We start from the raw sequence: 25,226 nt of genomic DNA, 5'->3' as shown, positions 1-25,226 counted from the left end.
CGGGAACATGCGTACACGCGAGGTCGGGACGACGGGACACCAGGTCGGGGCGGTCGGCCTCGGCTGCATGGGCATGAGCTGGGCGTACGCGCAGAGTTCCCGCGACGACGCCGAGTCGGCCGAGGTGCTGCGGCAGGCGGTGGACGCAGGCGTCACCTTCCTGGACACCTCCGACGTCTACGGGGCCGGGCACAACGAGATCCTGCTCGGCGAGGCGCTCGCCGGCCGGCGTGACGAGATCTTCCTCGCCACCAAGGCGGGCCTCGTGGTGACGGACATGCAGACCCGGGCGATCGCCCGGAACGGCTCGCCCGAGCACCTGCGGGCCGCGATCGACGCCTCACTGAAGCGGCTCGGCACCGACCACATCGACCTGTGGTACCTGCACCGGATCGACGACCAGGTGCCGCTGGTGGAGTCGTGGGGCGCGATGGCCGAGGCGGTGCAGGCCGGCAAGGTCCGCTACCTGGGACTGTCGGAGGTGACCGTCGCCCAGTGCACCGCCGCCGCGGCCGTGCACCCGGTGACCGCCGTACAGTCGGAGCTCTCGCTCTGGACCCGCGACGCGCTCGGCCATTCCAGCGGGGCGGCCGGCAGTGAGCCGGTGGTGACCACCATGTCGATCGGCGGGGCGCCCGAATCCGGTGACGTGGTCGGCTGGTGCGCGGCCAACGGCGCGGCGTTCGTGCCCTTCTCACCGCTGGGCAGGGGATTCCTCACCGGCGCCATCGACGCGACCACCGAACTGGAGTCCACCGACCTGCGCGCCGGCAACCCCCGCTTCACCCCGGAGGCCCGCGCCGCCAACGCCCGCATCGTCGACGCGGTCCGCGCCGTCGCCGACCGGCATGGCGCCACCCCCGCCCAGGTCGCGATCGCCTGGACGCTGGCCCAGGGACCCCACGTCATCCCCATCCCCGGTACGCGCCGCCTGCGCCACCTGGTCGACAACATCGGCGCCGCCGACCTCGACCTGACCAAGGCGGACCTGACGGAGCTGGACAACGCCCCGAAACCGGTCGGCACCCGCTACTGACCGGCAGCACGGCGCATCCAGTTCAGTTGGTGATGACACCGCCAGGCGGCAGGACCAACGGCCTCGATGCGTGCCGGCGGTACCACCCCGATACGGGCGAATGCCCCGCCGAGTTGTCGATCGGGCGAAGCGCCACGAGGTCCACCGGGAGTCACTGAAGCTGAAAGGCTCGCAGCCTCCCCGGAAGCTCCCGAAGGTTGTCGATACGGACGTGCGCTCGTTCTACCTCCGGACGAGTGGCGTAGAAGTAACCCCACGGCCCACGCCGGATGAACACGGTCGTCAGGCCGGCGGCCAGCGCGGGGAGAATGTCGTTGTCGAGGCGGTCGCCCACGTATGCGATCTCCTCCGGCGAGCACCCCGCCGACTCGACCAGCTTGACGAAGAACACAGGGGTCGGCTTCTCCGCGCCCCAGTCGTCCGACGTCGCAATCAGGTCCACACCCAGGTTCAGCTCATGTAGCAGCCGGCCGGCGCGAGCGGTCTGGTTACCCGCCACACCGACAAAATAGCCGTCGGCCTTCAGCGCGGCGAGGCAGTCCCGGACATCAGGGTAGAGGTCGCGGCCGTTGAAGTGCTCCGCCAATCCGGCTTCTGCCCGGCGCTGCCGTTCCAGTGCGAGGTCGAATCCAGGCTGAAAGTGCTGGAAGACCTCGCGGTAGTCCCGCCCCTGCGCGATGACCTGCCCGAACACTGCAGAGAACGTGTGCCGGGGAACGCCGAGCCAGTCCGCCCAGGTGCCGTACTCGGTGGACTCGTTGATCAGCGTCTCGCCCACGTCGAAGTAGACAGCGCGGATTCGCCGCGGGGAAGAGGTCTGGACGGTCATGCGGTCAACGCACCCAATCGCTCGTCAAGGTCAGCAACGACGGTGGCATCGTCCCACGGCCTCAGCCGGGTACGGAACTCCTGAAGGCGGGTGCTCCCGGGTCCGAACTGCTTGGTACCAGGCCTCACCTAGTACCGGCCCACTCCGCAACCACGGGGTTCGCGCGCTGCTCCTCATCCCTGCCGGCGACAGCCGCTGATGGCCTGATGTGAAATGCGTTTGATGGCGTCCTGATTACGGCCTACGGTGCTGCCGATGAGACTGCGTCACGTGACTGTCGACTGCGCGGACCCGTACGAGCTGGCCACGTTCTGGAGCCGGCTGATCGGCTGGCCGGTATCGGAACTCGATCAGCCCGGCGACGACGAGGTGCTCGTCGAAGCGCCGGACCCGGTGCCGGGTCTGCTCTTCATCCGCGTCCCCGAACCGCGCCCGGGAAAGAACCGGGTCCACCTCGACTGGAAGCCCGACGGGCGGTCCCGTGACGAGGAAGTCGAGCGGGCACTCGGCCTCGGCGCCACCATCCACGAGGACCACCGCGGTCCCGAGGGTCGCGGCTGGGTGACCATGCGCGATCCGGAGGGCAACGAGTTCTGCATCGAACGGTAGCGAACTGGGCCCGCCACGGTCTGGTCAGCAGGACCCAGAAGGGGAGCCGGCCCAACGGCCGACTCCCCTTCTGCTCTGCAAATCATCCGGTCAGGCGAACGACCGCGACCGATGCGATTCCGATCGTCACCTGCAGCCGCTGGTGGAGCCGCAGCCCTCGCAGACGTAGCAGCTGCCGGCCGGGCGCATCTTGGTGCTCGCCGGAAACCGCTCAGCGGCGTCCTTGGCACTTCATCCTTCGGCGGTCAGGTTGTCGGCGGTTGTCTCGCTCTCCGCTTGCATCCCGGCGCAGATGAGCGCGACCACCTGCCGGAGGGAGGCCCGCGGCAGGTCGCGCCACTGACCTGCCGCCGGCTGCTCCAGCGCCACCGACCGGGGGTACCGGGCGTCGAAGTCGCCGATGAGCCGCCGGGTGGCCGCGGTCTGGTTCAGCCACTGCGACGCGGTGTCGGCGTCCAAGCCGCCGTACGCGGCGGCGGTCTGCGCGGTGGAGCGGACGACGGCGTAGAGGGTGGTGACCACGGCGGCTCGGGCGACGACCGGCGTGCCACCTTCATCCAGGATCGACAGGAGTCGTTCGAGCCAGTCCTGTTCGTTCGGGCCCCCGGAGGCCGTGGCCCAGCTGATCTCAGTCAGCCAGGGATGCGCGACGTAGAGGTCGAAGAGATCGGTCACCCACTCCTCCAGCGCCGCCCGAAGCCGGCACCCGGCATCGATACCCGGAGCGACGTCAGAGGCCGGGCCGGGTTCCTCGTCAGCGACGATGCGGCGCTCCGGCGCGGCGTACGCATGGTCGGCCATCAGCGCGACCAGCTGCTCCTTGGAGCCGACGTACGGGTAGAGGCCCATCGCGCTCACCCCCAGCTCGGCGGCGAGGCTGCGGGTGGACACGGCCGCCAGTCCTTCGCCGTCGGCGAGCGTGACCGCCGCGTCCAGGAGCGTGTCCAGGCTCAGCTGCTGGCGCGGCCCACGCCGCGGCACCGGCAGCGTGGTGCCGCGATGCCGCCAGAGGCGGCGGACGTGCGCGTCGATGCGGTCATTGCTACCCGTCTCCATAGTGCTTACAGTGTAAGTTGTTTTGGCTATCGAGTCGCGAAGGGGGACGGCATGCGGATCGCGCGCCTGCACGACGGCACCACGATCGAGGTACAGACCGTCGGTGAGGGTCCGCCGTCCTCCTGCCCGTGAGCCTGGCCAGGTCCGACGACGCGACTGCCGAGCAGATGCGCGCCTGGGGCGCCGACCCTCACCTCGGGCACACGCTCGCCACCGGGCTCGCCGACGCCGGGTTCCGGGTGATCGCCGCGGACTACGAGCGGCACCTCGCCCAGCACCCCAAGCCCGGCACGCTCACGGCCGCCGGCGCCGCCGCCGACCTGCTCGCCGTCGCCGACGCCGCCGGCGCCGCCCGCTTCGCCTACTACGGCTACTCCTGGCTGGCACTCGCCGGTCTCCAGTTCGCCATCCGTACCGACCGGCTGAGCGCCCTCGCCATGGGCGGGTTCCCGCCGCTCGGCGGCCCGTATCAGGAGATGCTCGCCGTCACCCGGGCCACGCACCGGATGGCCGTGGCCAACCATCAGCGGCAGACCGCACCCCCGGAGGTCACCGCCGGTGACTGGGACAGCATCGAAGTCACCCAGTCACCGGACTTCACCCAGCAGTACGTCACGCTTTACGAGTCCCTGCAGGACTTCGACGAACGCGGTGCGCTCGGCCGCCTGTCGGTTCCGCGGCTCGCCTTCGCCGGTGCCGACGACACCATCAGCTACGGCCCGAAATGGGGTGACGTGCAGGTACGCATCGCCGACGCGTTCACCGCACACCGCGACGAGCTCACCGCGGGAGGCTGGCAGGTGGTGCTGGTCGACGGCCCAGACCACATGCGCGCCATGCAGGCAGACATCGTCCTGCCGATCCTGGCGCCGTGGCTGCGGGGGCCGCACATGTGACCACGAAGATGATCACTTGACTCCGGGTGCAGGGAGCAGAGCGTCGTCAGCTGCCAGGGCTTACCGCACCTCGCCGTGCCCGGCCGGCACCCCGAGCAGCTTCGCGGAATGCTCCCAGAGGTCCGCGGCGACCCGGAGGTCGTCAGCGAGCGGGTGCACCTTGGCGTTGGCCTCCATCTGGCTGAAGTACGCGCCTCTCATCCCGGCCACCTCGGCATGTGCGGCCAGGTGCACCAGCGGGGCGGCACCCTGCTCGGGTCGCAGTTTCCATCCGCGAAGCAGGGCGTGCGATGCCCGCCATGCGCGGGACCGCATCCCGAATCGGGTGTCGACCACGCCGGGGTGGAAGCAGTTGGGCTCGATGCCCACGGGCCACCGTCGCGCCAGCTCCCGGGTGAAGAGCAGGTTCATCAGTTTGGTGGTGTTGTACTGAAACCAGCCGGCAAGCCAGGGTCGCTTCTCCCACTCCAGGTCATCCATCCGCAGCCGGGCCACCTTGTGGCCGAGGGCAGAGGTCACGATGACGCGCACCGGGCTGGTCCGAGCCGTGCTTTCCAGCAGCTCTCGAAGCCGCATGGCGAGCAGGAACGGGGCCAGGTGGTTGACCTGGAAGGTGGCCTCATACCCGTCCTCGGTCAGCTCCCGCCGGGGAAAGGCGGCACCCGCGTTGAGCACCAGGACGTCCAGTTGATCGCAGCTCGCCAGCACCCGGTCGGCGAGGTGCTCGACCTGTGCCAGCGAGGCGAAGTCGGCCACCAGGGGTTCGCTGCCGACGATCCCGGACACCTCAGCGGTCCGGGACAGGGACCGCCCTACGGGCAGGACCCGGGCCCCCATGGAGGCCAAACGGACCGCGGCGGCCATCCCGATGCCGGAGCTCGCGCCAGTGACCAGCACGGTCTTGCCGGCCATGTTGACCGGCTGCGACGAGGCTTTGCTCACCCTGAGTTTCCATTTCTCCCATGAACACGCGTGCTCCAGCGGACGTCTGCTCGACCACCGCCCGCTGGCAGCCGGACTCCCTGGCCTGGTCAATCGTCGTTTTCTCCGCACCAGGGACGGAGACCAGGTTCCGAGGCCGATGTCGATCATGAAAGACAATACTTTGTGGACGGTCAGAGGCTGCCGCCACCCGCTGCGGCGCTGACGCCCGCCGCCACCGCCGAGGCTCGACAGCTCATTGCCGGATGCAGCAAGAGGCGGCCGCGAATGACTCGCGGCCGCCTCTTGAGCAGGCCCTTCAGCGCTTACTTCCCGCCTGGCCCAGTTGCATCGGATGCAACGGTGGTGCTTTCTAGCTGCAGCCGCTGGTGGAGCCGCAGCCCTCGCAGACGTAGCAGCTGCCGGCCGGGCGCATCTTGGTGCCGCAGGTGAAGCAGAGCGGCGCGTCGGCCGCCTTGCCCAGCACGGCCTCCAGCAGCTCGGTGGAGGAGCCGACCTGGCTGGCCGGCTTCTCCACCGCGGCCGGGGCAGCGGCCGCAGCCGCCTGCTCCGTGCGGGTCGGGACCGGGGCGGAGGCGGCCATCTCGGCGAGGTCCACGCCGTTCTCCGCTTCCGCCTCGGCGCGCAGCTGCGCCGCCCGCTCCTGTGCGGTGAAGATTCCCAGTTCGGCCCGGCGCTCGTACGGTAGGAAGTCCAGCGCCAGACGACGGAAGACGTAGTCCATGACCGAGGCGGCCATCCGCACGTCCGGGTCGTCGGTCATACCGGCCGGCTCGAAGCGCATGTTCGTGAACTTCGAGACGTACGTCTCCAGCGGCACGCCGTACTGCAGGCCGATGGAGATGGCCACCGAGAAGGCGTCCATCACCCCGGCCAGGGTGGAGCCCTGCTTGCTCATCTTGAGGAAGACCTCGCCGAGGCCGTCGTCGGCGTGCGACGAGGCGATGAGGTAACCCTCGGCCCCGCCGACGGAGAACGAGACGGTCTGCGACTGGCGCTTCTTCGGCAGGCGCTTGCGCACCGGGCGGTACTCGACAACCTTCTCAACGACCTTCTCCGGCTCGGCCTGCACGACGGCCTTGGCCTCGGGCTTCTTCGCCACCGAGAGGGGCTGGCCGACCTTGCAGTTGTCGCGGTAGATCGCCAGCGCCTTGAGGCCGAGCTTCCAGCCCTCGAAGTAGATCTTCTCGACGTCCTCGACGGTCGCCTGCTCCGGCATGTTGACCGTCTTGGAGATGGCGCCGGAGATGAACGGCTGCACGGCCGCCATCATCCGCACGTGCCCCATCGGCGCGATGGAGCGCTCGCCCATGGCGCAGTCGAAGACGGGGTAGTGCTCGGGCTTGAGACCCGGGGCGTCCACGACGTGGCCGTTCTCGGCGATGAACTCGATGATCGCCTCGACCTGCTCCTCGGGGTAGCCGAGGCTGCGCAGCGCGCGCGGGACCGTCTGGTTGACGATCTGCATCGAGCCGCCCCCGACGAGCTTCTTGAACTTGACCAGCGCCAGGTCCGGCTCCACGCCGGTGGTGTCGCAGTCCATCATCAGGCCGATGGTGCCGGTCGGGGCGAGCACGGCGGCCTGCGAGTTGCGCCAGCCGTTCTTCTCACCGATCTTGTTGCCGAGGGTCCACTGCTGGGTGGCCTCGCGCACGATCGCGGTGGCGACCGGGGTGACCGGCTTGATCTCGTCGTTGGCGGCGGCGTGCTTGCGCATGACCCGCTTGTGCGGCTCGGCGTTGCGGGCGTAACCCTCGTACGCGCCGACCACTCCGGCCAGCTCGGCCGAGCGGCGGTACGCCGTACCGGTCATCAGCGAGGTGATGCCCGCGGCGAGCGAGCGGCCCTCGACCGAGTCGTACGGCAGGCCCGAGGCCATCAGCAGGGCGCCGAGGTTGGCGTACCCGATGCCGAGCTGGCGGTAGGCGCGGGTGGTCTCGCCGATGCGCTCGGTCGGGAAGTCGGCGAAGCAGATGGAGATGTCCATCGCGGTGATGACGAACTCCACCGACTTGACGAACTTCTCCACCTCGAAGCCGCCGTCGGCCCGCAGGAACTTCATCAGGTTCAGCGAGGCGAGGTTGCAGGAGGAGTTGTCCAGGTGCAGGTACTCCGAGCACGGGTTGGAGGCGGTGATGCGGCCGGTCTCCGGGCAGGTGTGCCAGTCGTTGATGGTGTCGTCGTACTGCAGGCCGGGGTCGGCGCACTCCCAGGCAGCCTGGGCGATGGTGCGGAACAGGTTCTTGGCGTCGACGGTCTCGATCACCGAGCCGTCGAGGCGGCCGCGCAGGTCGAAGCCGCCGCCGTTCTCCACCGCGCTCATGAACTCGTCGGAGACGCGGACCGAGTTGTTGGCGTTCTGGTACTGGACGCTGACGATGTCGGCGCCGCCCAGGTCCATGTCGAACCCGGCGTCGCGCAGGGCGCGGATCTTGTCCTCCTCGCGCGCCTTGGTGACCACGAACTCCTGGATGTCCGGGTGGTCGACGTCGAGGATGACCATCTTCGCCGCGCGCCGGGTGGCGCCGCCGGACTTGATGGTGCCGGCGGAGGCGTCCGCGCCGCGCATGAAGCTGACCGGGCCGGAGGCGTTGCCGCCGGAGGAGAGCAGCTCACGGGAGGAGCGGATGCGGGAGAGGTTGACGCCGGAGCCGGAGCCGCCCTTGAAGATCAGCCCCTCCTCCTTGTACCAGTCCAGGATGGAGTCCATCGAGTCGTCGACCGAGAGGATGAAGCAGGCGCTGACCTGCTGAGGCGACGGGGTGCCGACGTTGAACCAGACCGGGGAGTTGAAGCTGAACACCTGGTGCAGCAGCATCCAGGTCAGCTCATCGGCGAAGACGTCGGCGTCCTTGGTGCCGGCGAAGTAGCCGTGCTGCTCGCCGGCGGCGCGGTAGGTGCTGACCACCCGGTCGATGAGCTGCTTGAGCGACCACTCGCGATCGTCGGTGCCGACGGCGCCGCGGAAGTACTTGGTGGTGACGATGTTCGCCGCGTTGACGCTCCAGGACTCCGGGAACTCCACGCCGCGCTGCTCGAAGTTGATCGAGCCGTCCCGCCAGTTCGTCATCACGACGTCCCGGCGCTCCCAGGTCACCTCGTCGTAGGGGTGCACCCCCTCGGTGGTCCAGACCCGCTCGACCTTGATCCCGGTCTGCACCGACCGGGAACGGCCCTTGCTCGCTGTCAGGCCATCCGCCATTTCATCCCCCTCGCCGCGCGCGCCACCCGCCGCGCATCCAACACATTTCAGAACAAAAACTCAGGTCGTACGGCCGGTCCGGCTGCTCACCGTCCGGCGCTGCACCCGCCGGCGTCGCGGCGCTGCCGCTGCGCCCGGCGGTCGTGGATCAACCGCTGCGGCCGTCGGCGGGCTGGGCGCCCGAAGGCTCCTGCGCCGCCGGCCGCTGCCGGTCACGGGCCGCGGCCCGCAGTTCCTCGATCTCGCGTTCGAAGTCCGCCAGCGAGTCGAACGATCGGTAGACGCTGGCGAAACGGAGGTATGCCACCTCGTCGAGTTCGCGCAGCGGGCCCAGGATCGCCAGCCCCACATCGTGGCTGGGGAGCTCGGCCGCGCCCTTGGCCCGGACGGTCTCCTCCACCCGCTGCGCGAGCAGGGCGATGGAGTCCTCGTCCACCGGCCGCCCCTGGCAGGCCTTGCGGACCCCGCCAATGATCTTGGTGCGGCTGAAGGGTTCGGTCACCCCGCTGCGCTTGACCACCGCGAGGACGGCCTCCTCGTGCGTGGTGAACCGCTTGCCGCATTCGGGGCAGGACCGGCGCCGCCGGATGAGCTGACCGTCATCGGCCTCCCGCGAGTCGACCACCCGCGAATCCGGGTGGCGGCAGTACGGACACCGCATCGCCGTTTCTCCTCACGTCAGGCCGGCGCCCGTCTGGCGGGCATGCCGAAGCCGGCGTCACCACCGGTTGACGGCAGTGCGCTGAATCCGGGCCGAAGTTGTTCTTGGAGGGCTGCGCCCCAACCTGTGGTCGACTTACACCCTTGTCACTACTACATCTAGGGGTCGACGGTAGGCCGCCCACGGGTCGCGGTCAAGTCGAAACGGCGCCGGCGCGTCAGGTGAGAACATCGCGACACTCGCCCGCGCCGGCGGCGACAGAGCGCAGTCGGCGGAGCACCGACGTAACATGAGAATAGTACAGGTGTACGGATGAGCGCCCGGTCAAGCGACACGCCGCACACCGTCGTACAGATGTTTGAAAAAGACGCATCCCACCTATACGGTTCTTGACAGTGCCGCGCGCGTGAACGCGACGCGTACGGCGTTGACAACCGCGTAATGACGCACGACGCACGCCGCAACCCGGGCCACCGGGCTCGCAGCCGACCAGGGAGGACGGACGTGTCGACCAACGACCGGACGAGCCGGCAGCACGAGCCGGCCAAGGCCAGCCAGGTGACCCCCGCCGCCGGCAAACGCCGCACCCCCCGCCGTGCCGGCTCGGCGACCCTGCGCGCCGTCACCCCGGTGGTGAGCAGCTTCCCCGACCCGCCGACCGTCACCGACCTCACCGCCCGGCAGCGCCGGATCCTGGAGTTCATCCGGGACTGGGTGCAGCAGTACGGCTACCCGCCGAGCGTGCGGGAGATCGGCGAGGCGGTCGGGCTCGTCTCCCCCTCCAGCGTCGCCTACCAGCTGAAGGAGCTGGAGCGTAAGGGCTACCTGCGGCGGGACCCCAACCGCCCCCGCGCGGTGGACGTACGCCCACCGAACGACGTCGCCGACGACGAGGCAGGCCGCGCCCAGCGCCCCACCCCGGCGTACGTGCCGCTGCTCGGCCGCATCGCCGCCGGTGGGCCGATCCTCGCCGAGCAGGCGATCGAGGACGTCTTCCCCCTCCCCCGCGAGCTTGTCGGCGAGGGCGAGGTCTTCATGCTCCAGGTCAAGGGCGACTCGATGCTCGAGGCCGCGATCTGCGACGGCGACTGGGTGGTCATCCGCCGGCAGCAGGCCGCCGACCCGGGCGACATCGTCGCCGCGATGATCGACGGTGAGGCGACGGTCAAGACCTACAAACCCCGCGACGGGCACGTCTGGCTGATGCCGGCCAACGCCGCCTTCGAGCCGATCCTCGGCGACGACGCCAGCATCATGGGCCGGGTCGTGGCGGTGCTGCGCCGCGTCTGAGGCCGACGCGCCGTCGCCGGCCCCGCCGGGCCGGCGACGGTCCCGAGTTCAGCGGTAGCCGCCGCCCCGGTGGCGGTCGTCGTAGCCGGGGTCGCGGTGGCCCCGCCTGTCGTACCCTCGCTCGTCGTACCCGCGGTCGTCATAGCGCGGGCCGTTGTATCCGGGTTCGCCCTGGCGCGGTTCGCGGTAGCCCGCTTCGCCGCGGCCCGGGTCCTCGGAACGCCGGCCCCGGCCCCGAACCGGAGGCTCCTGGGCGTAGCCGTTGTGGTGCCGCCCGCGGCCCTCGTTCTCGTCCCGGCCCCCACCGGAGCGACCGCCGTAGACACCGGGACCACCCGGACGCCCACCGGGACCACCCGGACGCCCACCGCGCTCACTCGGGGCCGGGCCGCTGTAACCGCCGCCACCCGCGGGGCCACGGCCGTGACCGCCGCCGGAGCCGGGCTCCGGACCGCTGCCCCCGTAGACGCCGCCGCGCGAAGGCCGACCGCCACCAGCCGCCGCCGGGCCGGTGCCGCGGCCACCGTAGACGCCGTCGGCCCCCGGGCCCGCAGCGCGGGCGCCGCCGTACACGCCGCCGGCGGGAGCCGCCCCGCCGTAGACCGCGCCGCCACGCGACGCGCCACCGTCGCGCGGCGCGCCACCGTAGACGCCGGCTGCGGCAGCGGCGGCCCGGGCGGACGCGGCAGGCACCGGCTCGCCCCGGCCGCCGGGCTCGTTCACCGCTGCAGCACCCCGGCGGCGCCGTCCGCCGTCCTCGCCGGCGGCAGCACCCTCGGCGTCGTCGGCAGCACCCTTGGCGGCCGGCTTGCGCCGGGCCCGCAGGATGCCGGTGACACCGGCCGCCACGAGGAGCACGCCGACCACACCCACACCGGCGATCAGATAGGTGATCTGCTGCAGCGACAGGCTCTGGAAGAACGAATCCTCCGAACCCGGCGCACCCGCCCCCGGCACCGGCGCCTCGGTCGCCACCGTGGTCGAGGGCTGGTAGCGCAGGATCTGCAGCTCGGTGGCGCTGGCGACGTCCGCGATCTCCGACACCGTCAGGAACCACTTGCCGTCGGCGGTGTAGGCGATCGCCTCGCCGAACGGGTCCGCCAGCGCCGTGGCCCGCGGCTTCCCGTCGGTCAGCGCCTTGACGATGTCGCCGTTCGGCACGTCGAACTCGAACGCGTCGGCGTAGGTGCGCACCACCACCTTGCTGCCGTCCGGCGAACGGGCCGCACCGGTGACCAGCACTCGTCCCGAGGTACCCAGCAGGTTGTCGGTGCTGGTCCTGGGCAGCTTGAGCCGCCCGACCTCCTTCATCGGCACCGGAGTCTCGTTGTCGGTCTGCAGCGGCCCGACCGGAACGAAGATCTTCGAGCCGCTGAGGGACTTGGTGATGATGATCGGAGTGCCGTCGTCGGCGATGAGCAGCGCCTCGGCGTCGTGCGGGGCCTTCTCCGGGTAGGCGAGCCGGTGCAGGCTCGGCGGCTTGTTGCCCGAGACCGGCATGCTCCAGAGCGCCACCCGCTCCCGGCGCTGCGCGCTGGTGATGTTGTCGCCGGTGTCGGCGATCCAGAGCGTCTTGCGATCCGGCGACAGCGCCAGATCCTCGGTGTCGTAGGGACCGGCCCCGGAGTAGTCGACGGCGTTGGTGACCGCGCAGTCCTGGTTCAGATAGAAGATCTTGCGTCGCTCTTCGAGGTCGGTGCTGTCGTTGACAACGATGTAGCCGCTCTTGGTCGCCACCAGGCCGGAGAGCTCGACGAGCCGCGGGTCTGTGACGGTGCAGACCGCCTTCGGTTTTGCCTGAGCCTGCAACACCGGCCCGCGGGTGCCGACTGCCGCGACGCCTGCCGACGCCGGAAGCATGACGACACCGAGGACGGCCGTGATCGAAAACAGAGCGCGCCGCATCCCGTCAGTGTCGCATGGCGGGTACGGCGCGCTCTGTCCCTGGCGCGCGATTCGGCTCAGGCTGCGGTAAAGGGAGCCAGTTCGGCGGCGAGCGCCGCGTCGACCCGTACGTGCACCAGCGTGCCCTCCGGCAGGTGCTCGGATTCCAGGACCTCGCCGCTGCGGTGCACCCGGGAGACCAGGTCACCGCGTTCGTACGGCAGCACCGCGCGAAGCTCGACCGCCGGCCGCGGCAGCCGTTCCTCGATCGCGGCGCGCAGCCCGTCGATCCCCTGCCCGGTGTGCGCCGACACGAAGATCGCCTCCGGCCAGTGGCGCTTGAGCCGCAGCAGAGTCTCCTCGTCGGCCGCGTCGACCTTGTTGATCACCAGCAGCTCGGGCAGCTGATCGGCACCGACCTCGCCGAGGACCTCGTGCACCGCACGAACCTGCTCCTCGGGATCCGGGTGCGATCCGTCCACCACGTGCACCACCAGGTCCGACTCGGCGACCTCCTCGAGCGTCGAGCGGAACGCCTCGACGATCTGGTGCGGCAGGTGCCGGACGAAACCGACCGTGTCCGAGAGGGTGTAGAGACGCCCGTCGGAGGTCGTCGCCCGCCGGGTCGTCGGATCCAGCGTGGCGAAGAGGGCGTTCTCCACCAGCACACCGGCGCCGGTGAGGCGGTTGAGCAGGCTCGACTTGCCCGCGTTGGTGTATCCGGCGATCGCCACCGACGGGATGCCGTTGCGGCTGCGCCGGGCCCGCTTGGTCACCCGGATGGTGCGCATGGCCTTGATCTCGCGGCGCAGCCGGGAGATGCGGGTGCGGATGCGCCGCTTGTCGGTCTCCAGCTTGGTCTCACCGGGACCACGCAGACCCACGCCGCCGCCGGCGCCACCGCCGCTGCCGCCGCCCTGCCGGGAGAGCGACTCGCCCCAGCCGCGCAGGCGGGGCAGCAGATACTCGAGCTGGGCGAGTTCGACCTGCGCCTTGCCCTCGCGGCTCTTGGCGTGCTGGGCGAAGATGTCCAGGATCAGCGCGGTCCGGTCGACCACCTTGACCTTGGTGCGCTGCTCGAGGTTGCGCAGCTGTGACGGGGAGAGTTCACCGTCGCAGATGACGGTGTCGGCACCGCGGTCGAGCACCGCCGCGCGCAGGTCGTCGACCTTGCCCCGGCCGATGAAGGTGGCGGGGTCCGGACGTCCACGACGCTGGATCAGCCCCTCAAGCACCTGCGAACCCGCGGTCTCCGCCAGCGCCGCCAGCTCGGTGAGCGAGTTGTCGGCATCCTCGACACTGCCCTCGGTCCACACCCCGACGAGCACGACCCGCTCCAGACGAAGCTGGCGGTACTCGACTTCGGTGACGTCGGTGAGTTCGGTGGACAGACCCGCGACCCGGCGCAGCGCCTGGCGGTCCTCCAGCTCGAGCTCGCCCGTCGTGGCTTCGATCTCGTCGTCGATGGACGGGGCGAAGCTCTCCTGATACGGCAATCCGGTCTCCTGTCAGTGCTGACGTCAGTCCGCCAATCCTGACACACACAACCCCGCATCGAAGAGGCAATATTCCCTCTGCCCGGCTGCTGACGTCGGCAGCACGACCGAGCTGAATGTCCGATACGCCCGTGTGGCGGCGCACCTCGCCGGGCGGGTAGAAACTTGCTCGGAGCGGCGATTCCGTCCGCCGCCCACGATGTGGAGGCACGCCTTGACGATCAACCGACTCCCGAGCGCCGGATTCTCGATCACCATCCGGATCAGCGTCACCGCGGAGGCCTCGGCGATCGGCCGGCTGACCACCCGCGTCGGGGACGCCGGCGCCATCGTCACCGCACTCGACGTCGTCGACTCCGATCCGACGCACGTGGTCGTCGACCTGACCTGCGATACCGCCGACTCCTCGCACGCCGACCGGGTGGTCGAGGCACTGAAGGAGCTGCCCGGCGTCGAGGTGCGCAAGGTCTCCGACCGCACGTTCCTGCTGCACCTCGGCGGCAAGATCGAGGTCTCCTCGAAGGTCGCGCTGCGCAACCGCGACGAACTCTCCCGCGCCTACACCCCGGGGGTCGCCCGGGTCTGCCTGGCGATCGCCGAGAACCCCGACGACGCCCGCCGGCTGACCATCAAGCGCAACACCGTCGCGGTCGTCACCGACGGCTCCGCGGTGCTCGGCCTGGGCAACATCGGCCCGGCCGCAGCCCTGCCGGTGATGGAGGGCAAGGCCGCCCTCTTCAAGCGTTTCGGCGGCGTGGACGCCTGGCCGGTGGTGCTCGACACCCAGGACGTCGACGAGATCGTCTCCATCGTGCGGGCCATCGCCCCGGCGTACGGCGGCATCAACCTGGAGGACATCGCCGCGCCGCGCTGCTTCGAGATCGAGACCCGGTTGCGCGACCTGCTCGACATCCCGGTCTTCCACGACGACCAGCACGGCACCGCGATCTGCGTGCTCGCCGCGCTGACCAACGCGCTGCGGGTGGTCGGCAAGGAGCTGGCGGACGTACGGGTGGTCGTCTCCGGCGCCGGCGCCGCCGGCACCGCGATCATGAAGCTGCTGCTGCGACAGGGTGTGGGCGACATCATCGCCTGCGACCGGCCGGGCGCGCTGCACGAGGGCATGACCGGGCTCAACCCGGCCTGGCAGTGGCTCGCCGAGCACACCAACCGGGACAACTACGCCGGCGACCTGGCCGGGGCACTCCGCGGAGCGGACGTCTTCATCGGGGTCAGCGCCCCGAACCTGCTCGACGGCGACGACATCGCCCAGATGAACGACGGCGCGATCGTCTTCGCGCTGGCCAACCCCGACCCGGAGGTGGACCCGCGCGAGGCGCGCAAGCACGCCGCCGTCGTCGCCACCGGCCGCTCCGACCAGCCCAACCAGATCAACAACGTGCTGGCCTTCCCGGGCGTCTTCCGGGGCATGCTCGACGCCCACGCCCAGGAGTTCACCGAGGAGATGGCCCTGGCCGCGGCCCGGGCGATCGCGGACGTGGTCGGCGAGGAGCAGCTCAACCCCACGGTGATCATCCCGAGCGTCTTCGACACCCGGGTGGCGCCGGCCGTCGCCGCGGCCGTCCGGGCCGCGGCCCAGTCGCCGGCCCCGCCGCCGGCCGCCGACTCCGGCCCGGCGGACCTGGCGGCCACCGCTGCCCGCGCCGTCGCAGCCGACTGACGTCGGGCAGCGGCATCGCCGTGCTCGTCGCTGAGCACGGCGGTGCCGGCCGGGCAGCGCCGCCACAGCGGCCGACGGACCGGGGGCCGGGTGTTCAGGCAGACCCGGGCCGGGTGTTCAGACGGGCCGTGGGCGGCGACCGGGTATTCAGACGGTGAGGGCCGCCGGGTCGATCACGCCGTCGGCGACCAGGAGCGCCGGTCCGGCCAGCCAGCACGCCTCGTCGGAGATGGTCACCGTCAGCCGGCCACCGGGGACGTCGACCGCGACGACGCCGGTGGTGCGGCCGGCATCCCGCAGCGCCACGGCGGCGACCGCGCAGGCGCCGGTGCCGCAGGAGAGCGTCTCGGCGGAGCCGCGCTCGTAGACGCGCATCCGGACATGCCGGTCGGTGCCGGCGACCGGTTCGGCGGGGGTGGTGAACTCGACGTTCACCCCGGCCGGGAAGAGCACCGGGTCGTAGCCGGGGGCGACGGTCAGGTCGATCCGGTCCAGCTCCAGCCCGTGCGGCAACGCGCAGACCAGGTGCGGGTTGCCCACGTCAACGGCGGTGCCGGCGACGGTGAGCGCGCCGAGGCGGGCGGCACCGACGTCGAAGAGGTGCGGACGGCGCATCTGCACCGCGATGTCGTCGCCGTCGACGGCGGCCAGCACCAGACCGGCCCGGGTCGCCACCGGCACCTCGCCCGCCCCGGTGACGAGCCCCTTGGCCAGCAGGTACCGCACGAAGACCCGTGCGCCGTTGCCGCACATCTCGGCGATCGAACCGTCGGAGTTCCAGTAGTCCATGAACCACTCGGCCTGCTGCGCCGACGCCGCCGCCGCCGGGTGGTGCGCCGCCCGTACGACCCGCAGGACGCCGTCGCCGCCCACGCCGCGGCGCCGGTCGCAAAGCGCCGCCACCAGCTGCGGTGAGAGCGCGAGCCGGCCCTGCGGGTCGGGCAGGATCACAAAGTCGTTGCCGGTGCCATGGCCCTTGGTGAACTCCACTGCCCCATCATTGCCGACGGCCGGCGAGCAGCTGCAGCGCGGCCGCGATCAGGTCGTCGACGGCCGCGTCGAGCCAGCCGATCGCCGGGTCGCGCCGGAACCAGGAGCGCTGCCGGCGTACGAACCGGCGGGTGGCGCGAGCGGTGTCCTCCCGGGCCTGCGCCTCGGTCAGCTCCCCGTCGAGCATCCGCAGCACCTGCTGGTAGCCGAGCGCCCGCGACGCCGTGCGTCCCTCGCGCAAACCGCCGGCGATCAGTGCCCCGGTCTCGGCGACCAGGCCGGCGTCGAACATCCGGTCCACCCGTGTCGTGATGCGCTCGTCGAGCAGTGCGGTGTCCAGGTCCACGCCGAGCTGAATGTTCGGATAGCAGGGGCGGGGCTGCGGCAGCGCGGCGGCGAACGGGCGGCCGGTGAGCTCGATCACCTCCAGCGCGCGGACGATCCGCCGTCCGTTGCCGGGCAGGATCTTGCCGGCCGCGGCGGGATCGATCCGGCTCAGCCGGGCGTACAGGGGCGCGGGCCCGGCCTCGGCGAGCTCCTGCTCCAGGCGCTCGCGCAGCGCCGGGTCGGTACCGGGGAACTCGAACTCCTCCAGCACCGCGCGCACGTAGAGCCCGGAGCCACCGACCAGCAGCGGCACCTTGCCGCGGGCCAGGATGTCATCGACGGCCGCGCGGGCGAGCCGCTGGTACTCGGCGACGCTGGCCGGCTCGCTGACGTCCCAGATGTCCAGCACGTGATGCGGCACGCCGTCGCGTTCGGCCAGGGTGAGCTTCGCCGTCCCGATGTCCATGCCCCGGTAGAGCTGCATCGAGTCGGCGTTGACGACCTCGCCGTCGAGCGCGTGGGCCAGGGCGATGCTCAGGGCGGACTTGCCGGCCGCCGTCGGCCCGACCACCGCGAGCACCGTCCGGCCGTCGCGCAGCCCGCTCACCGCACGCACGGCCGGGCTGTCCGGCAGCACGTTCACCGCCGGGGCTCCCAGTTCGCCACGAAGTACGCCACACCGTAGGGGGCAGCGTCGTAGCTCAGCTCGCCCCGCCAGTCGCCGCCCGCGGCCTCGACGGCAGCGGCGAGGACCTGCCACGGCGGGCGGCCGGCCGCCCGCAGCGCGGCCGACAGCGCCGGGTCCAGGTCGAGCAGCGCCCGGGTGTCGGCCGCCGCGAGCGCGGCCGCAACGTGCCGGTCGTACGCCTCGGCGCGCGGATCGTCGTGGCCGGGCGAGCGTTCGCCGCGGCAGGCGCTGCCGTCCCCGGTCACCAGCAGCGCCACCCGGCGCGCCGGTTCGGCGGTGAACTCGGCGGCGAGCCGGGCGCCGAGCCGGGCGCACTCCGGCGGCGACGCGTCGGCGGCGACGCCCTGCGCGAAGCGGGGCACTCCGGTGCCGGTGCGCGCGAGCAGCCACGCCCCGATCGTCAGGCTCAACGGCAGGACGTGTGGACCGCCACGGGTCGCAGCGCCCAGGCCGGCTTCGACCGCGACGCCGTACGCCCTCAGGTCACCGGCGTCGTCGGGCGCGAAGCGGTGGGTCCGCGGCGCGGCGCCGACGATCAGCACCGTGTCCGGTTCGGCGGCGAGCAGCCGCACCACGGCGGCGTCGGCGGCGGCACGCAGCGCGTCCAACTCGGGGGCCGCCCGCTGGGCGACCTCGGGGACGATCAGCGGCGGGTGGGGGCAGACAGCTGCGGCGACCAGGGGCACGGCTCCCACGGTAGCGGCCGCCCGGTGAGCATTCGGCGCTCGTACCTCAGGAGCCACGCTAGGACACCGTATGGTCACGGTAGCGGACAGCCGCTCGACGCGGCCCCGGGCGAACCTGTGACAATGCCCGGTGAAGACGTTGCTGCGCTGTGGCGGTGATCGCGGGAGACACCTCCCGACGACGCCGGGAGAACGAGGATGGGCACATGAGCGACTGGACTGCCTTCGGACGGGTGGACGCTGACGGCACTGTGTACGTCAAGACCGCCGCAGGCGAACGGGTGGTCGGTTCCTGGCAGGCGGGTGCGCCGGAGGAGGGCCTTGCCCACTTCGCCCGGCGCTTCGCCGACCTGGTCACCGAGGTGAACCTGACCGAGGCCCGGCTCAACTCGGGTGCCGCGGACGCGGCGCACTCGCTGGCCGGCATCAAGCGGATGCGCGCCTCCCTGGACGAGGCGCACGTGGTCGGCGACATCGACACCCTCGCGGCCCGGCTGGACCGCCTGGCCGTCGCCGCCGAGGCGAAGGTCGGCGAGGCCAAGGCCGCCAAGGAAGCGGCCCGGGTGCAGGCGCTGGCCCGCAAGACCGAACTGGTGGAGGAGGCCGAGAAGCTCGCGGCCGAGTCGACCGGCTGGAAGACCACCGGCGACCGCTTCAAGGAGATCCTCGACGAGTGGAAGGGCATCCGCGGGGTCGACAAGAAGACCGACGGTGAGCTCTGGAAGCGCTTCGCCGCCGCCCGGGACTCCTTCACCCGCCGCCGCGGGGCGCACTTCGCCACCCTCGACGCGCAGCGCAAGCAGGCGCAGACCCTCAAGGAGGAGCTGATCACCGCCGCCGAGGCGCTGAAGGACTCCACCGACTGGGCGCCCACCGCCGACCAGCTCCGGGAGCTGATGGCGCAGTGGAAGGCCGCGCCGCGGGCCGCGAAGGAGACCGAGCAGAAGCTCTGGGAACGGTTCCGCGCCGCCCAGGACGCCTTCTTCACCCGGCGCAGCGAGGTCTTCTCGGCCCGTGACAACGAGCAGCGGGCGAACCTGGAGCGCAAGCAGGCGCTGCTGGCCGAGGCCGAGGCGGTCGACGTCGACGCCGACCCGCAGGCCGCCCAGGTGAAGCTGCGCGAGATCCAGGCTGCCTGGCACGACGCCGGCCGGGTGCCGCGCGACGCCGCCGCAGGGCTGGACCGCCGGATGCGCGCCATCGACGACAAGGTGCGTCAGGCGATGGACTCCGCCTGGCGGCGTACCGACCCGTCGGAGAACCCGCTGCTGGCCCAGATGCGCGCCCAGGTCGCCGAGGCCGAGGAGCGGCTGAGCCGTGCCCAGGCCGCCGGTGACGCCCGCCGGGTGCGCGACGCCGAGCAGGCGCTGAACGCCAAGCGGCAGATCCTCCAGCTCGCCGAAGGCGCCGCCTGACCGATACGAAGAAAAGGGCTCCGGCACGTCGGTCTCAACCGATGTGCCGGAGCCCTTTCTTCGTCTGCGCCGTGCATGCGCCGGCCCGCCGGCGCAACGTGCCGGCCTGCGGGTGACCTGCGGGCTCGCGACCGGTCGGATCCGGTCTCCCGGGTCAGCTCACCGCGCAGCCGCCGGTCTGCGGCGGCACCGCCGGGGGCGCGCCGATCGTCGGCAGGCCGAGCAGCACCCCGGGCGTGCGGGGTGTCCGGCCGGCTTCGGCGGCGTCACCGGCGCGGGTACGGCGGTGCGCCAGCGGCGCGCCGTCGGCGTTGAGGTGGTGCGGCGCCGCGTAGGTGATCGTGGTGTGCACGATGTCGCCGGGGCGGATCGTGGCGGCCTCGCCGACGGCGCCGGGCGCGCCGGTGGCGAAGTGCACCAGCCGGCCGTCGCGGGCCCGGCCGGACATCCGTCCGGTGCGCTCGTCCTTGCGCCCCTCGCCGACGGCGACCAGCACCTCGACGGTCTCGCCGACCAGCAACTTGTTCTCCGCCCAGCTGATCTCCTCGACGGCGGCGATCAGCCGCTCGTAGCGCTCCTGCACGACCTGCTTCGGGAGCTGGTCGTCCATGGTGGCGGCGGGGGTGCCGGGGCGCTTGGAGTACTGGAAGGTGAAGGCCGAGGAGAACCGGGCCTCCCGGACGACGTCGAGGGTGCGTTCGAAGTCGGCCTCGGTCTCTCCGGGGAAGCCGACGATGATGTCGGTGGTGATCGCCGCGTCCGGCATCGCCTCGCGGACCTTGGAGATGATCCCGAGGTAGCGGTCGGCCCGGTACGACCGCCGCATCGCGCGCAGCACGTCGTCGGAGCCGGACTGCAGCGGCATGTGCAGCGAGTGGCAGACGTTCGGCGTCTCGGCCATCGCCGCGATCACGTCGTCGGTGAAGTCCTTCGGGTGCGGGCTGGTGAAGCGGACCCGCTCCAGCCCGTCGATCTCGCCGCAGGCCCGTAGCAGCTTGCCGAAGGCGTACCGGTCGCCGAACTCCACACCGTAGGAGTTGACGTTCTGCCCGAGCAGCGTCACCTCCAGTACGCCGGTGTCGACCAGTGCCTGCACCTCGGCGAGGATCTCGCCGGGGCGGCGGTCCTTCTCCTTGCCGCGCAGCGACGGCACGATGCAGAAGGTGCAGGTGTTGTTGCAGCCGACGGAGATCGACACCCAGCCGGCGTAGGTCGACTCGCGCCGGGTCGGCAGGGTGGAGGGGAAGACCTCCAGCGATTCGAGGATCTCCACCTCGGCGGCGGCGTTGTGCCGGGCGCGCTCCAGCAGCACCGGCAGGGAGCCGATGTTGTGGGTGCCGAAGACCACGTCGACCCAGGGGGCGCGGCGCACGATCTCACCGCGGTCCTTCTGCGCCAGGCAGCCGCCGACGGCGATCTGCATGCCCGGGTTGCGGGCCTTGGTCGGGCGCAGGTGCCCGAGGTTGCCGTAGAGGCGGTTGTCGGCGTTCTCCCGCACCGCACAGGTGTTGAACACGATCACGTCGGGATCGTCGGTCTCGGCCGCCCGGACATAGCCGGCCGCTTCGAGCAGGCCGGAGATGCGTTCCGAGTCGTGCACGTTCATCTGACAGCCGTAGGTGCGTACGTGATAGGTGCGCGGGCTGCCCGCGGTTGCGGTAGTCATGACGGGGACAGCCTATCCGGGCCGATCCGGTCCCCCTGCTCCGAGGAGGAGCCATGTGTCGCAGCATCCGCACCCTGCGCGAGCCGTACGCCCCGGAGGTGACCGAGGCCGACGTGCGCGCCGCGGCCCTGCAGTACGTCCGCAAGATCTCCGGGTTCCGTACGCCGTCTGCCCGCAACGCCGCCGCCTTCGCCGCGGCGGTCGACGCGGTGGCGGCGGCGACCACGACCCTGCTGGAGCAGTTGGTGGTCGCCGGCGGCGGTCCGGCCGGCGGTGCAGCGGGCGGGCCGGGCGCGGCGGTGGCGCCGGCTCAGGCCGCGGTGCGGGCCGAGAGCACCGAGTCCGGCGTCCAGCGCGAGCGCTGACAGCGCGACCAGCCCCGGCAGCCGGGGTCGGCGTGGGTGCAGAGCCGCTGATTGGTCAGCACCTCGCCGTCGTCGGTGTCGGCGACGTCGAAGTGGACCGGGCGGATCGTCCCGTCCGGTCCCACGAGCAGGTGCCGTCCGGCGTCGAGGGTGTCGTCGCGCAGCAGGCAGTTCACCCCGAGGCGGCGGGCCAGGGCCGCGACGGCGGCGTGCTCGTCGACGTTCTCCGGCGGGGCGTAGCAGTCGACGACGGTCGGGAAGTCGCCCGGGGCGTGCCAGACGTCGCAGAGGACCGCGCCGGCGGCGGTCAGGCCGGCGGCAGCGCCGGCCAGGGAGAGCACCGGCCTGCCGATGGCCTCGGCGAGTGCGGTGTGGACCTCCGCCTGGGCGCTCCGGCGTTCGATTCTCCAGTTCCACAGCTCCGTCATGCCGCCTCCTCGCCGTCGTGCGGGCCTTCGGGTTCGGGCCTTCCTGATTCGATGGTGACGAGCATTTTGCGGCCAGGTGGGGCAAGTTACCGGTCTGTGACCATTTAAGAAGAACGTGAACCCTTCCGGCTGCGGAGCGCGATCGGAAGGTGACAGTTTATCGCGGTCAGCGGAGCACGACGAGATGCTCCCCCCGCGGCCGCAGCTCGCCGATGACGGTGCCGCCGGGCACCTCCCCCGCCACCAGCAGGCCGCCGGAGGTCTGCGCGTCGGCGAGCAGGATCCGGTCGTCCTCGGCCACCTGCCCGAAGTCGGTCCAGGGCGTCACCCAGTCGAGGTTGCGCCGGCTGCCGCCACTGACGAACCCGTCGCGCACCGCCTCCCGCGCCCCCTGCAGGTACGGCACCGCGGCGGTGTCCACGACAGCCGTGACACCACTGGCCCGGGCCAGTTTCGACAGGTGCCCGAGCAGCCCGAAGCCGGTCACGTCGGTACCGCAGCGCACCCCGGCGCCGACCGCCGCCCGGGCCGCATCGCGGTTGAGGGTCGTCATCGCCGCGACCGCCTGCGGAAACCGCTCGCCCGTGGACTTGTGGCGGGTGTTGAGCACCCCGACGCCGAGCGGCTTGGTCAGGCTCAACGGCAGTCCGGGCCGGCCGGCGTCCAGCGTGATCAGCTCCTCGGGGCGGACCAGGCCGGTGACGGCCAGCCCGTACTTCGGCCCCTCGTCGTCGATGCTGTGCCCGCCGGCGAGGTGGCACCCGGCTTCCCTGGTGACGTCGTGGCCGCCGCGCAGCACCTCCCGGGCCACCTCCATCGGCAGCACGTCCCGGGGCCAGCAGAGCAGATTCAGGGCCACCAGCGGGGTGCCTCCCATGGCATACACGTCGGAGAGGGCGTTGGTGGCGGCGATGCGCCCCCAGTCGTAGGGGTCGTCGACGACCGGGGTGAAGAAGTCCGCGGTGGCGACGATGCCGGTCGTCGGGTCCAGCCGTACGACCGCGGCGTCGTCGCCGTGGTCGAGGCCGACCAGCAGTTCGGCGGTCCCACCACCGGCGGGCAGGCCCGCGACCATCTCCTCGAGCTCTCCGGGCGGGATCTTGCACGCACAACCACCACCGCGGGAGTAGCGCGTCAGCCGGACGTCCACCAGCGAAACTCCTTACTGAGGGGAACCTAACCTGCTGTTCAGCGCAGGACTTTTGTGCATGATCAAGACGAAGTGACCGATCGCAGGTGTCGGTGTTATCGCTCCGTGACCGTAGCGCTTGCGCTAGTACACCCGCACCCGCCTAGAGTTGCCCCAGCATGAGGCCAATCGGCGTGTCGAACGCCAGAGGACAGGACGGTGACAGCGTGACGACGGGTGACCCGCTCATCGTGCTCGACGGGGTGAACAAGTGGTTCGGCCCCCTGCACGTGCTCGATGATGTCTCACTCTCCGTCAACCGGGGAGAGGTCGTCGTCGTCATCGGCCCGTCCGGCTCGGGCAAGTCGACGCTCTGCCGGACGATCAACCGCCTGGAGCCGATCAACTCGGGAACCATCACCTTCGACGGTCAGCCGCTGCCCGAGGAGGGCAAGGCGCTGGCCCGGCTCCGCGCCGACGTCGGGATGGTCTTCCAGTCGTTCAACCTCTTCGCGCACAAGACGATCCTGGAGAACGTGACCCTGGGTCCGGTCAAGGTCCGCAAGGAGAAGCCGGCTGCCGCCCGCGAGCGCGCGCTGGCCCTGCTCGACCGGGTCGGCATCGCCAACCAGGCCGACAAGTTCCCGGCTCAGCTCTCCGGCGGCCAGCAGCAGCGGGTGGCGATCGCCCGCGCCCTGGCGATGCAGCCGAAGGCGATGCTCTTCGACGAGCCCACCAGCGCCCTGGACCCGGAGATGGTCGGCGAGGTGCTGGACGTGATGACCTCGCTTGCGAAGGAGGGGATGACCATGGTCGTCGTCACCCACGAGATGGGCTTCGCGCGGCACGCCGCCAATCGGGTGATCTTCATGGCCGACGGCCAGCTGGTCGAGGACGCGCCCCCGGCGGAGTTCTTCGCCAACCCCCGCAGCGAGCGGGCCAAGGATTTCCTGTCGAAGATCCTGACGCACTAGTCACCTAGCCGCGTCTGGTGTTGAAGGCCGTCGCCCCCGGGCGGCGCTTCTCGTGAAAAGGAGTACGAATGCGTATCAAGCGCGTAGCGACGCTCGCCGCGGTCGCCGCCCTGACCGTCGGCATGGCGGCCTGTGGTGGCGACAGCGAGGAGACCACCGGTGGCGACAAGGACTTCGCCGCCGGCAGCACGATGGAGAAGCTGAACAAGGCGCAGAAGCTGCGGGTCGGCACCAAGTTCGACCAGCCCGGCTTCGGCCAGAAGGGCCTGACGGACACCCCCGAGGGCTTCGACGTCGAGGTCGCGAAGATCATCGCTGACGAGCTCGGCATCCCGGCCAGCAAGATCGAGTGGACCGAGGCGCCGTCCAAGGTCCGCGAGGACGTCATCGTCAACGACAACGTCGACCTGGTGGTGGCCACCTACACCATCAACGACGCCCGCAAGGAGCGCATCGCGTTCGCCGGCCCGTACTACGAGGCCGGTCAGAACATCATGGTCAAGGCCGACGACGCCTCGATCACCGGCCCGGACTCGTTCAAGGACGGCAGCAAGAAGGTCTGCTCGGTCACGGGCTCCACGCCGGCCGAGGAGATCAAGAAGTACGTCAAGGACGTCGGCAGCCAGCTGACCCTCTTCGACACGTACGACAAGTGCCGTGACGCCCTGCGCAGTGGCCAGGTCGACGCCGTCACCACCGACAACGTCATCCTGCTCGGCTACATCGCCAAGGACGAGGGCGAGTTCAAGCTGGCCGGCGAGAACTTCACCAAGGAGCCCTACGGCATCGGTGTGAAGAAGGACGACGCCGACTTCCGCGACTGGATCAACACGGTCCTGGAGAAGGCTTTCGAGGACGGCCGCTGGCAGAAGGCGTGGGACAACACCGCCGGCAAGTTCGGCGCTGAGCTGGGCGCTGCGCCCACCGTCAACCGCTACTGAGTTCATCGATCTGGAGGGTGAGCGGAAGGTACGCA

General features: G+C 71.1%; 22 protein-coding genes. 9 read left to right on the top strand and 13 right to left on the bottom strand.

What is annotated here, in order from left to right; all coding sequences use genetic code 11:
- Positions 1 to 7 precede the first annotated feature (7 nt).
- Positions 8 to 1,036 (top strand): aldo/keto reductase, encoded by a 1,029-nt coding sequence (locus tag ACK8GG_RS10825; RefSeq protein WP_440356207.1) that lies wholly within the window; start codon positions 8 to 10, stop codon positions 1,034 to 1,036.
- 151 nt (positions 1,037 to 1,187) lie between these two features.
- On the opposite strand, the gene ACK8GG_RS10820 is transcribed toward ACK8GG_RS10825, so the two are convergent.
- Entirely contained in the window at positions 1,188 to 1,865 is a 678-nt protein-coding gene (locus tag ACK8GG_RS10820) for an HAD family hydrolase (protein WP_440356206.1), read from the bottom strand.
- Between the two features lie 255 nt (positions 1,866 to 2,120).
- Between ACK8GG_RS10820 and ACK8GG_RS10815 the strand changes: the two genes are divergently transcribed.
- Positions 2,121 to 2,474 carry a VOC family protein gene (locus tag ACK8GG_RS10815; protein WP_440356205.1) on the top strand — a complete coding sequence of 118 codons (354 nt, stop codon included), beginning with the start codon at positions 2,121 to 2,123 and terminating at the stop codon, positions 2,472 to 2,474.
- 231 nt (positions 2,475 to 2,705) lie between these two features.
- Here ACK8GG_RS10815 and ACK8GG_RS10810 read toward each other — a convergent pair whose 3' ends face one another.
- Positions 2,706 to 3,530: a TetR/AcrR family transcriptional regulator gene (locus ACK8GG_RS10810; RefSeq protein ID WP_440356204.1), complete on the bottom strand. Its 825-nt coding sequence runs from the start codon at positions 3,528 to 3,530 to the stop codon at positions 2,706 to 2,708.
- A gap of 128 nt (positions 3,531 to 3,658) precedes the next feature.
- On the opposite strand from ACK8GG_RS10810, the gene ACK8GG_RS10805 reads away from it, so the two are divergent.
- A complete protein-coding gene (locus ACK8GG_RS10805) occupies positions 3,659 to 4,426 on the top strand; it encodes an alpha/beta hydrolase (RefSeq protein ID WP_440356203.1) in 768 nt (255 codons plus the stop codon).
- 60 nt (positions 4,427 to 4,486) lie between these two features.
- Here ACK8GG_RS10805 and ACK8GG_RS10800 read toward each other — a convergent pair whose 3' ends face one another.
- The 3 genes from ACK8GG_RS10800 to nrdR form a co-directional block, all read right to left on the bottom strand.
- On the bottom strand, positions 4,487 to 5,368 hold the full coding sequence (locus ACK8GG_RS10800; protein WP_440356202.1) for an SDR family NAD(P)-dependent oxidoreductase: 882 nt from the start codon (positions 5,366 to 5,368) through the stop codon (positions 4,487 to 4,489).
- Positions 5,369 to 5,720: 352 nt separating this feature from the next.
- Positions 5,721 to 8,570, bottom strand: coding sequence for a vitamin B12-dependent ribonucleotide reductase (locus ACK8GG_RS10795; protein WP_440356201.1), 2,850 nt, complete (start codon positions 8,568 to 8,570; stop codon positions 5,721 to 5,723).
- A 148-nt stretch (positions 8,571 to 8,718) separates the two neighbouring features.
- Entirely contained in the window at positions 8,719 to 9,231 is a 513-nt protein-coding gene (gene nrdR, locus ACK8GG_RS10790; RefSeq protein WP_440350078.1) for a transcriptional regulator NrdR, read from the bottom strand.
- Positions 9,232 to 9,735: 504 nt separating this feature from the next.
- On the opposite strand from nrdR, the gene lexA reads away from it, so the two are divergent.
- Complete coding sequence (gene lexA, locus ACK8GG_RS10785; protein WP_440350077.1) at positions 9,736 to 10,521, top strand: transcriptional repressor LexA; 786 nt, start codon at positions 9,736 to 9,738, stop codon at positions 10,519 to 10,521.
- Positions 10,522 to 10,569: 48 nt separating this feature from the next.
- Here lexA and ACK8GG_RS10780 read toward each other — a convergent pair whose 3' ends face one another.
- Both ACK8GG_RS10780 and hflX read right to left on the bottom strand, forming a co-directional pair.
- Positions 10,570 to 12,426 carry a hypothetical protein gene (locus tag ACK8GG_RS10780; RefSeq protein WP_440356200.1) on the bottom strand — a complete coding sequence of 619 codons (1,857 nt, stop codon included), beginning with the start codon at positions 12,424 to 12,426 and terminating at the stop codon, positions 10,570 to 10,572.
- Positions 12,427 to 12,482: 56 nt separating this feature from the next.
- Positions 12,483 to 13,901: a GTPase HflX gene (gene hflX / locus ACK8GG_RS10775; protein ID WP_440353528.1), complete on the bottom strand. Its 1,419-nt coding sequence runs from the start codon at positions 13,899 to 13,901 to the stop codon at positions 12,483 to 12,485.
- Between the two features lie 214 nt (positions 13,902 to 14,115).
- On the opposite strand from hflX, the gene ACK8GG_RS10770 reads away from it, so the two are divergent.
- Positions 14,116 to 15,582, top strand: coding sequence for an NAD-dependent malic enzyme (locus tag ACK8GG_RS10770; RefSeq protein ID WP_440350074.1), 1,467 nt, complete (start codon positions 14,116 to 14,118; stop codon positions 15,580 to 15,582).
- 147 nt (positions 15,583 to 15,729) lie between these two features.
- On the opposite strand, the gene dapF is transcribed toward ACK8GG_RS10770, so the two are convergent.
- Genes dapF through ACK8GG_RS10755 form a run of 3 tightly spaced genes read right to left on the bottom strand, consistent with a single transcriptional unit; the run spans position 15,730 to position 18,282 of the window.
- Entirely contained in the window at positions 15,730 to 16,572 is an 843-nt protein-coding gene (gene dapF, locus ACK8GG_RS10765) for a diaminopimelate epimerase (protein ID WP_440356199.1), read from the bottom strand.
- A gap of 7 nt (positions 16,573 to 16,579) precedes the next feature.
- Positions 16,580 to 17,542 (bottom strand): tRNA (adenosine(37)-N6)-dimethylallyltransferase MiaA, encoded by a 963-nt coding sequence (gene miaA, locus ACK8GG_RS10760; RefSeq protein WP_440356198.1) that lies wholly within the window; start codon positions 17,540 to 17,542, stop codon positions 16,580 to 16,582.
- Complete coding sequence (locus ACK8GG_RS10755) at positions 17,539 to 18,282, bottom strand: class III extradiol ring-cleavage dioxygenase family protein (protein WP_440356197.1); 744 nt, start codon at positions 18,280 to 18,282, stop codon at positions 17,539 to 17,541. Before ACK8GG_RS10755 ends, miaA begins: the two co-directional genes overlap by 4 nt.
- A 197-nt stretch (positions 18,283 to 18,479) precedes the next feature.
- Here ACK8GG_RS10755 and ACK8GG_RS10750 point away from each other — a divergent pair, with 197 nt between their 5' ends.
- The gene (locus ACK8GG_RS10750) at positions 18,480 to 19,688 is read left to right on the top strand and encodes a DUF349 domain-containing protein (protein WP_440350070.1); all 1,209 of its coding nucleotides are present in this window, start codon (positions 18,480 to 18,482) and stop codon (positions 19,686 to 19,688) included.
- A 154-nt stretch (positions 19,689 to 19,842) separates the two neighbouring features.
- On the opposite strand, the gene miaB is transcribed toward ACK8GG_RS10750, so the two are convergent.
- Complete coding sequence (gene miaB / locus ACK8GG_RS10745; RefSeq protein WP_440356196.1) at positions 19,843 to 21,354, bottom strand: tRNA (N6-isopentenyl adenosine(37)-C2)-methylthiotransferase MiaB; 1,512 nt, start codon at positions 21,352 to 21,354, stop codon at positions 19,843 to 19,845.
- A 53-nt stretch (positions 21,355 to 21,407) separates the two neighbouring features.
- Between miaB and ACK8GG_RS10740 the strand changes: the two genes are divergently transcribed.
- Positions 21,408 to 21,719, top strand: a complete 312-nt coding sequence (locus ACK8GG_RS10740; RefSeq protein ID WP_440353524.1) for a DUF2277 family protein — start codon at positions 21,408 to 21,410, stop codon at positions 21,717 to 21,719.
- Here ACK8GG_RS10740 and ACK8GG_RS10735 read toward each other — a convergent pair.
- Both ACK8GG_RS10735 and selD read right to left on the bottom strand, forming a co-directional pair.
- The gene (locus tag ACK8GG_RS10735) at positions 21,665 to 22,147 is read right to left on the bottom strand and encodes a hypothetical protein (protein ID WP_440356195.1); all 483 of its coding nucleotides are present in this window, start codon (positions 22,145 to 22,147) and stop codon (positions 21,665 to 21,667) included. The two genes, ACK8GG_RS10740 and ACK8GG_RS10735, sit on opposite strands and share 55 nt — an antisense overlap.
- A 166-nt stretch (positions 22,148 to 22,313) precedes the next feature.
- Positions 22,314 to 23,297, bottom strand: a complete 984-nt coding sequence (gene selD, locus ACK8GG_RS10730) for a selenide, water dikinase SelD (protein WP_440356194.1) — start codon at positions 23,295 to 23,297, stop codon at positions 22,314 to 22,316.
- Between the two features lie 158 nt (positions 23,298 to 23,455).
- Here selD and ACK8GG_RS10725 point away from each other — a divergent pair, with 158 nt between their 5' ends.
- Both ACK8GG_RS10725 and ACK8GG_RS10720 read left to right on the top strand, forming a co-directional pair.
- On the top strand, positions 23,456 to 24,250 hold the full coding sequence (locus ACK8GG_RS10725) for an amino acid ABC transporter ATP-binding protein (RefSeq protein ID WP_440350065.1): 795 nt from the start codon (positions 23,456 to 23,458) through the stop codon (positions 24,248 to 24,250).
- A 68-nt stretch (positions 24,251 to 24,318) separates the two neighbouring features.
- Positions 24,319 to 25,191 (top strand): glutamate ABC transporter substrate-binding protein, encoded by an 873-nt coding sequence (locus ACK8GG_RS10720; protein WP_440350064.1) that lies wholly within the window; start codon positions 24,319 to 24,321, stop codon positions 25,189 to 25,191.
- Positions 25,192 to 25,226 lie beyond the last annotated feature (35 nt).

This window comes from Melissospora conviva (assembly GCF_049523535.1).
Classification (GTDB): domain Bacteria; phylum Actinomycetota; class Actinomycetes; order Mycobacteriales; family Micromonosporaceae; genus Melissospora; species Melissospora conviva.
The sequence above is the reverse complement of the archived record's forward strand: the minus strand, read 5'-3'. Positions and strand labels throughout refer to the sequence as shown.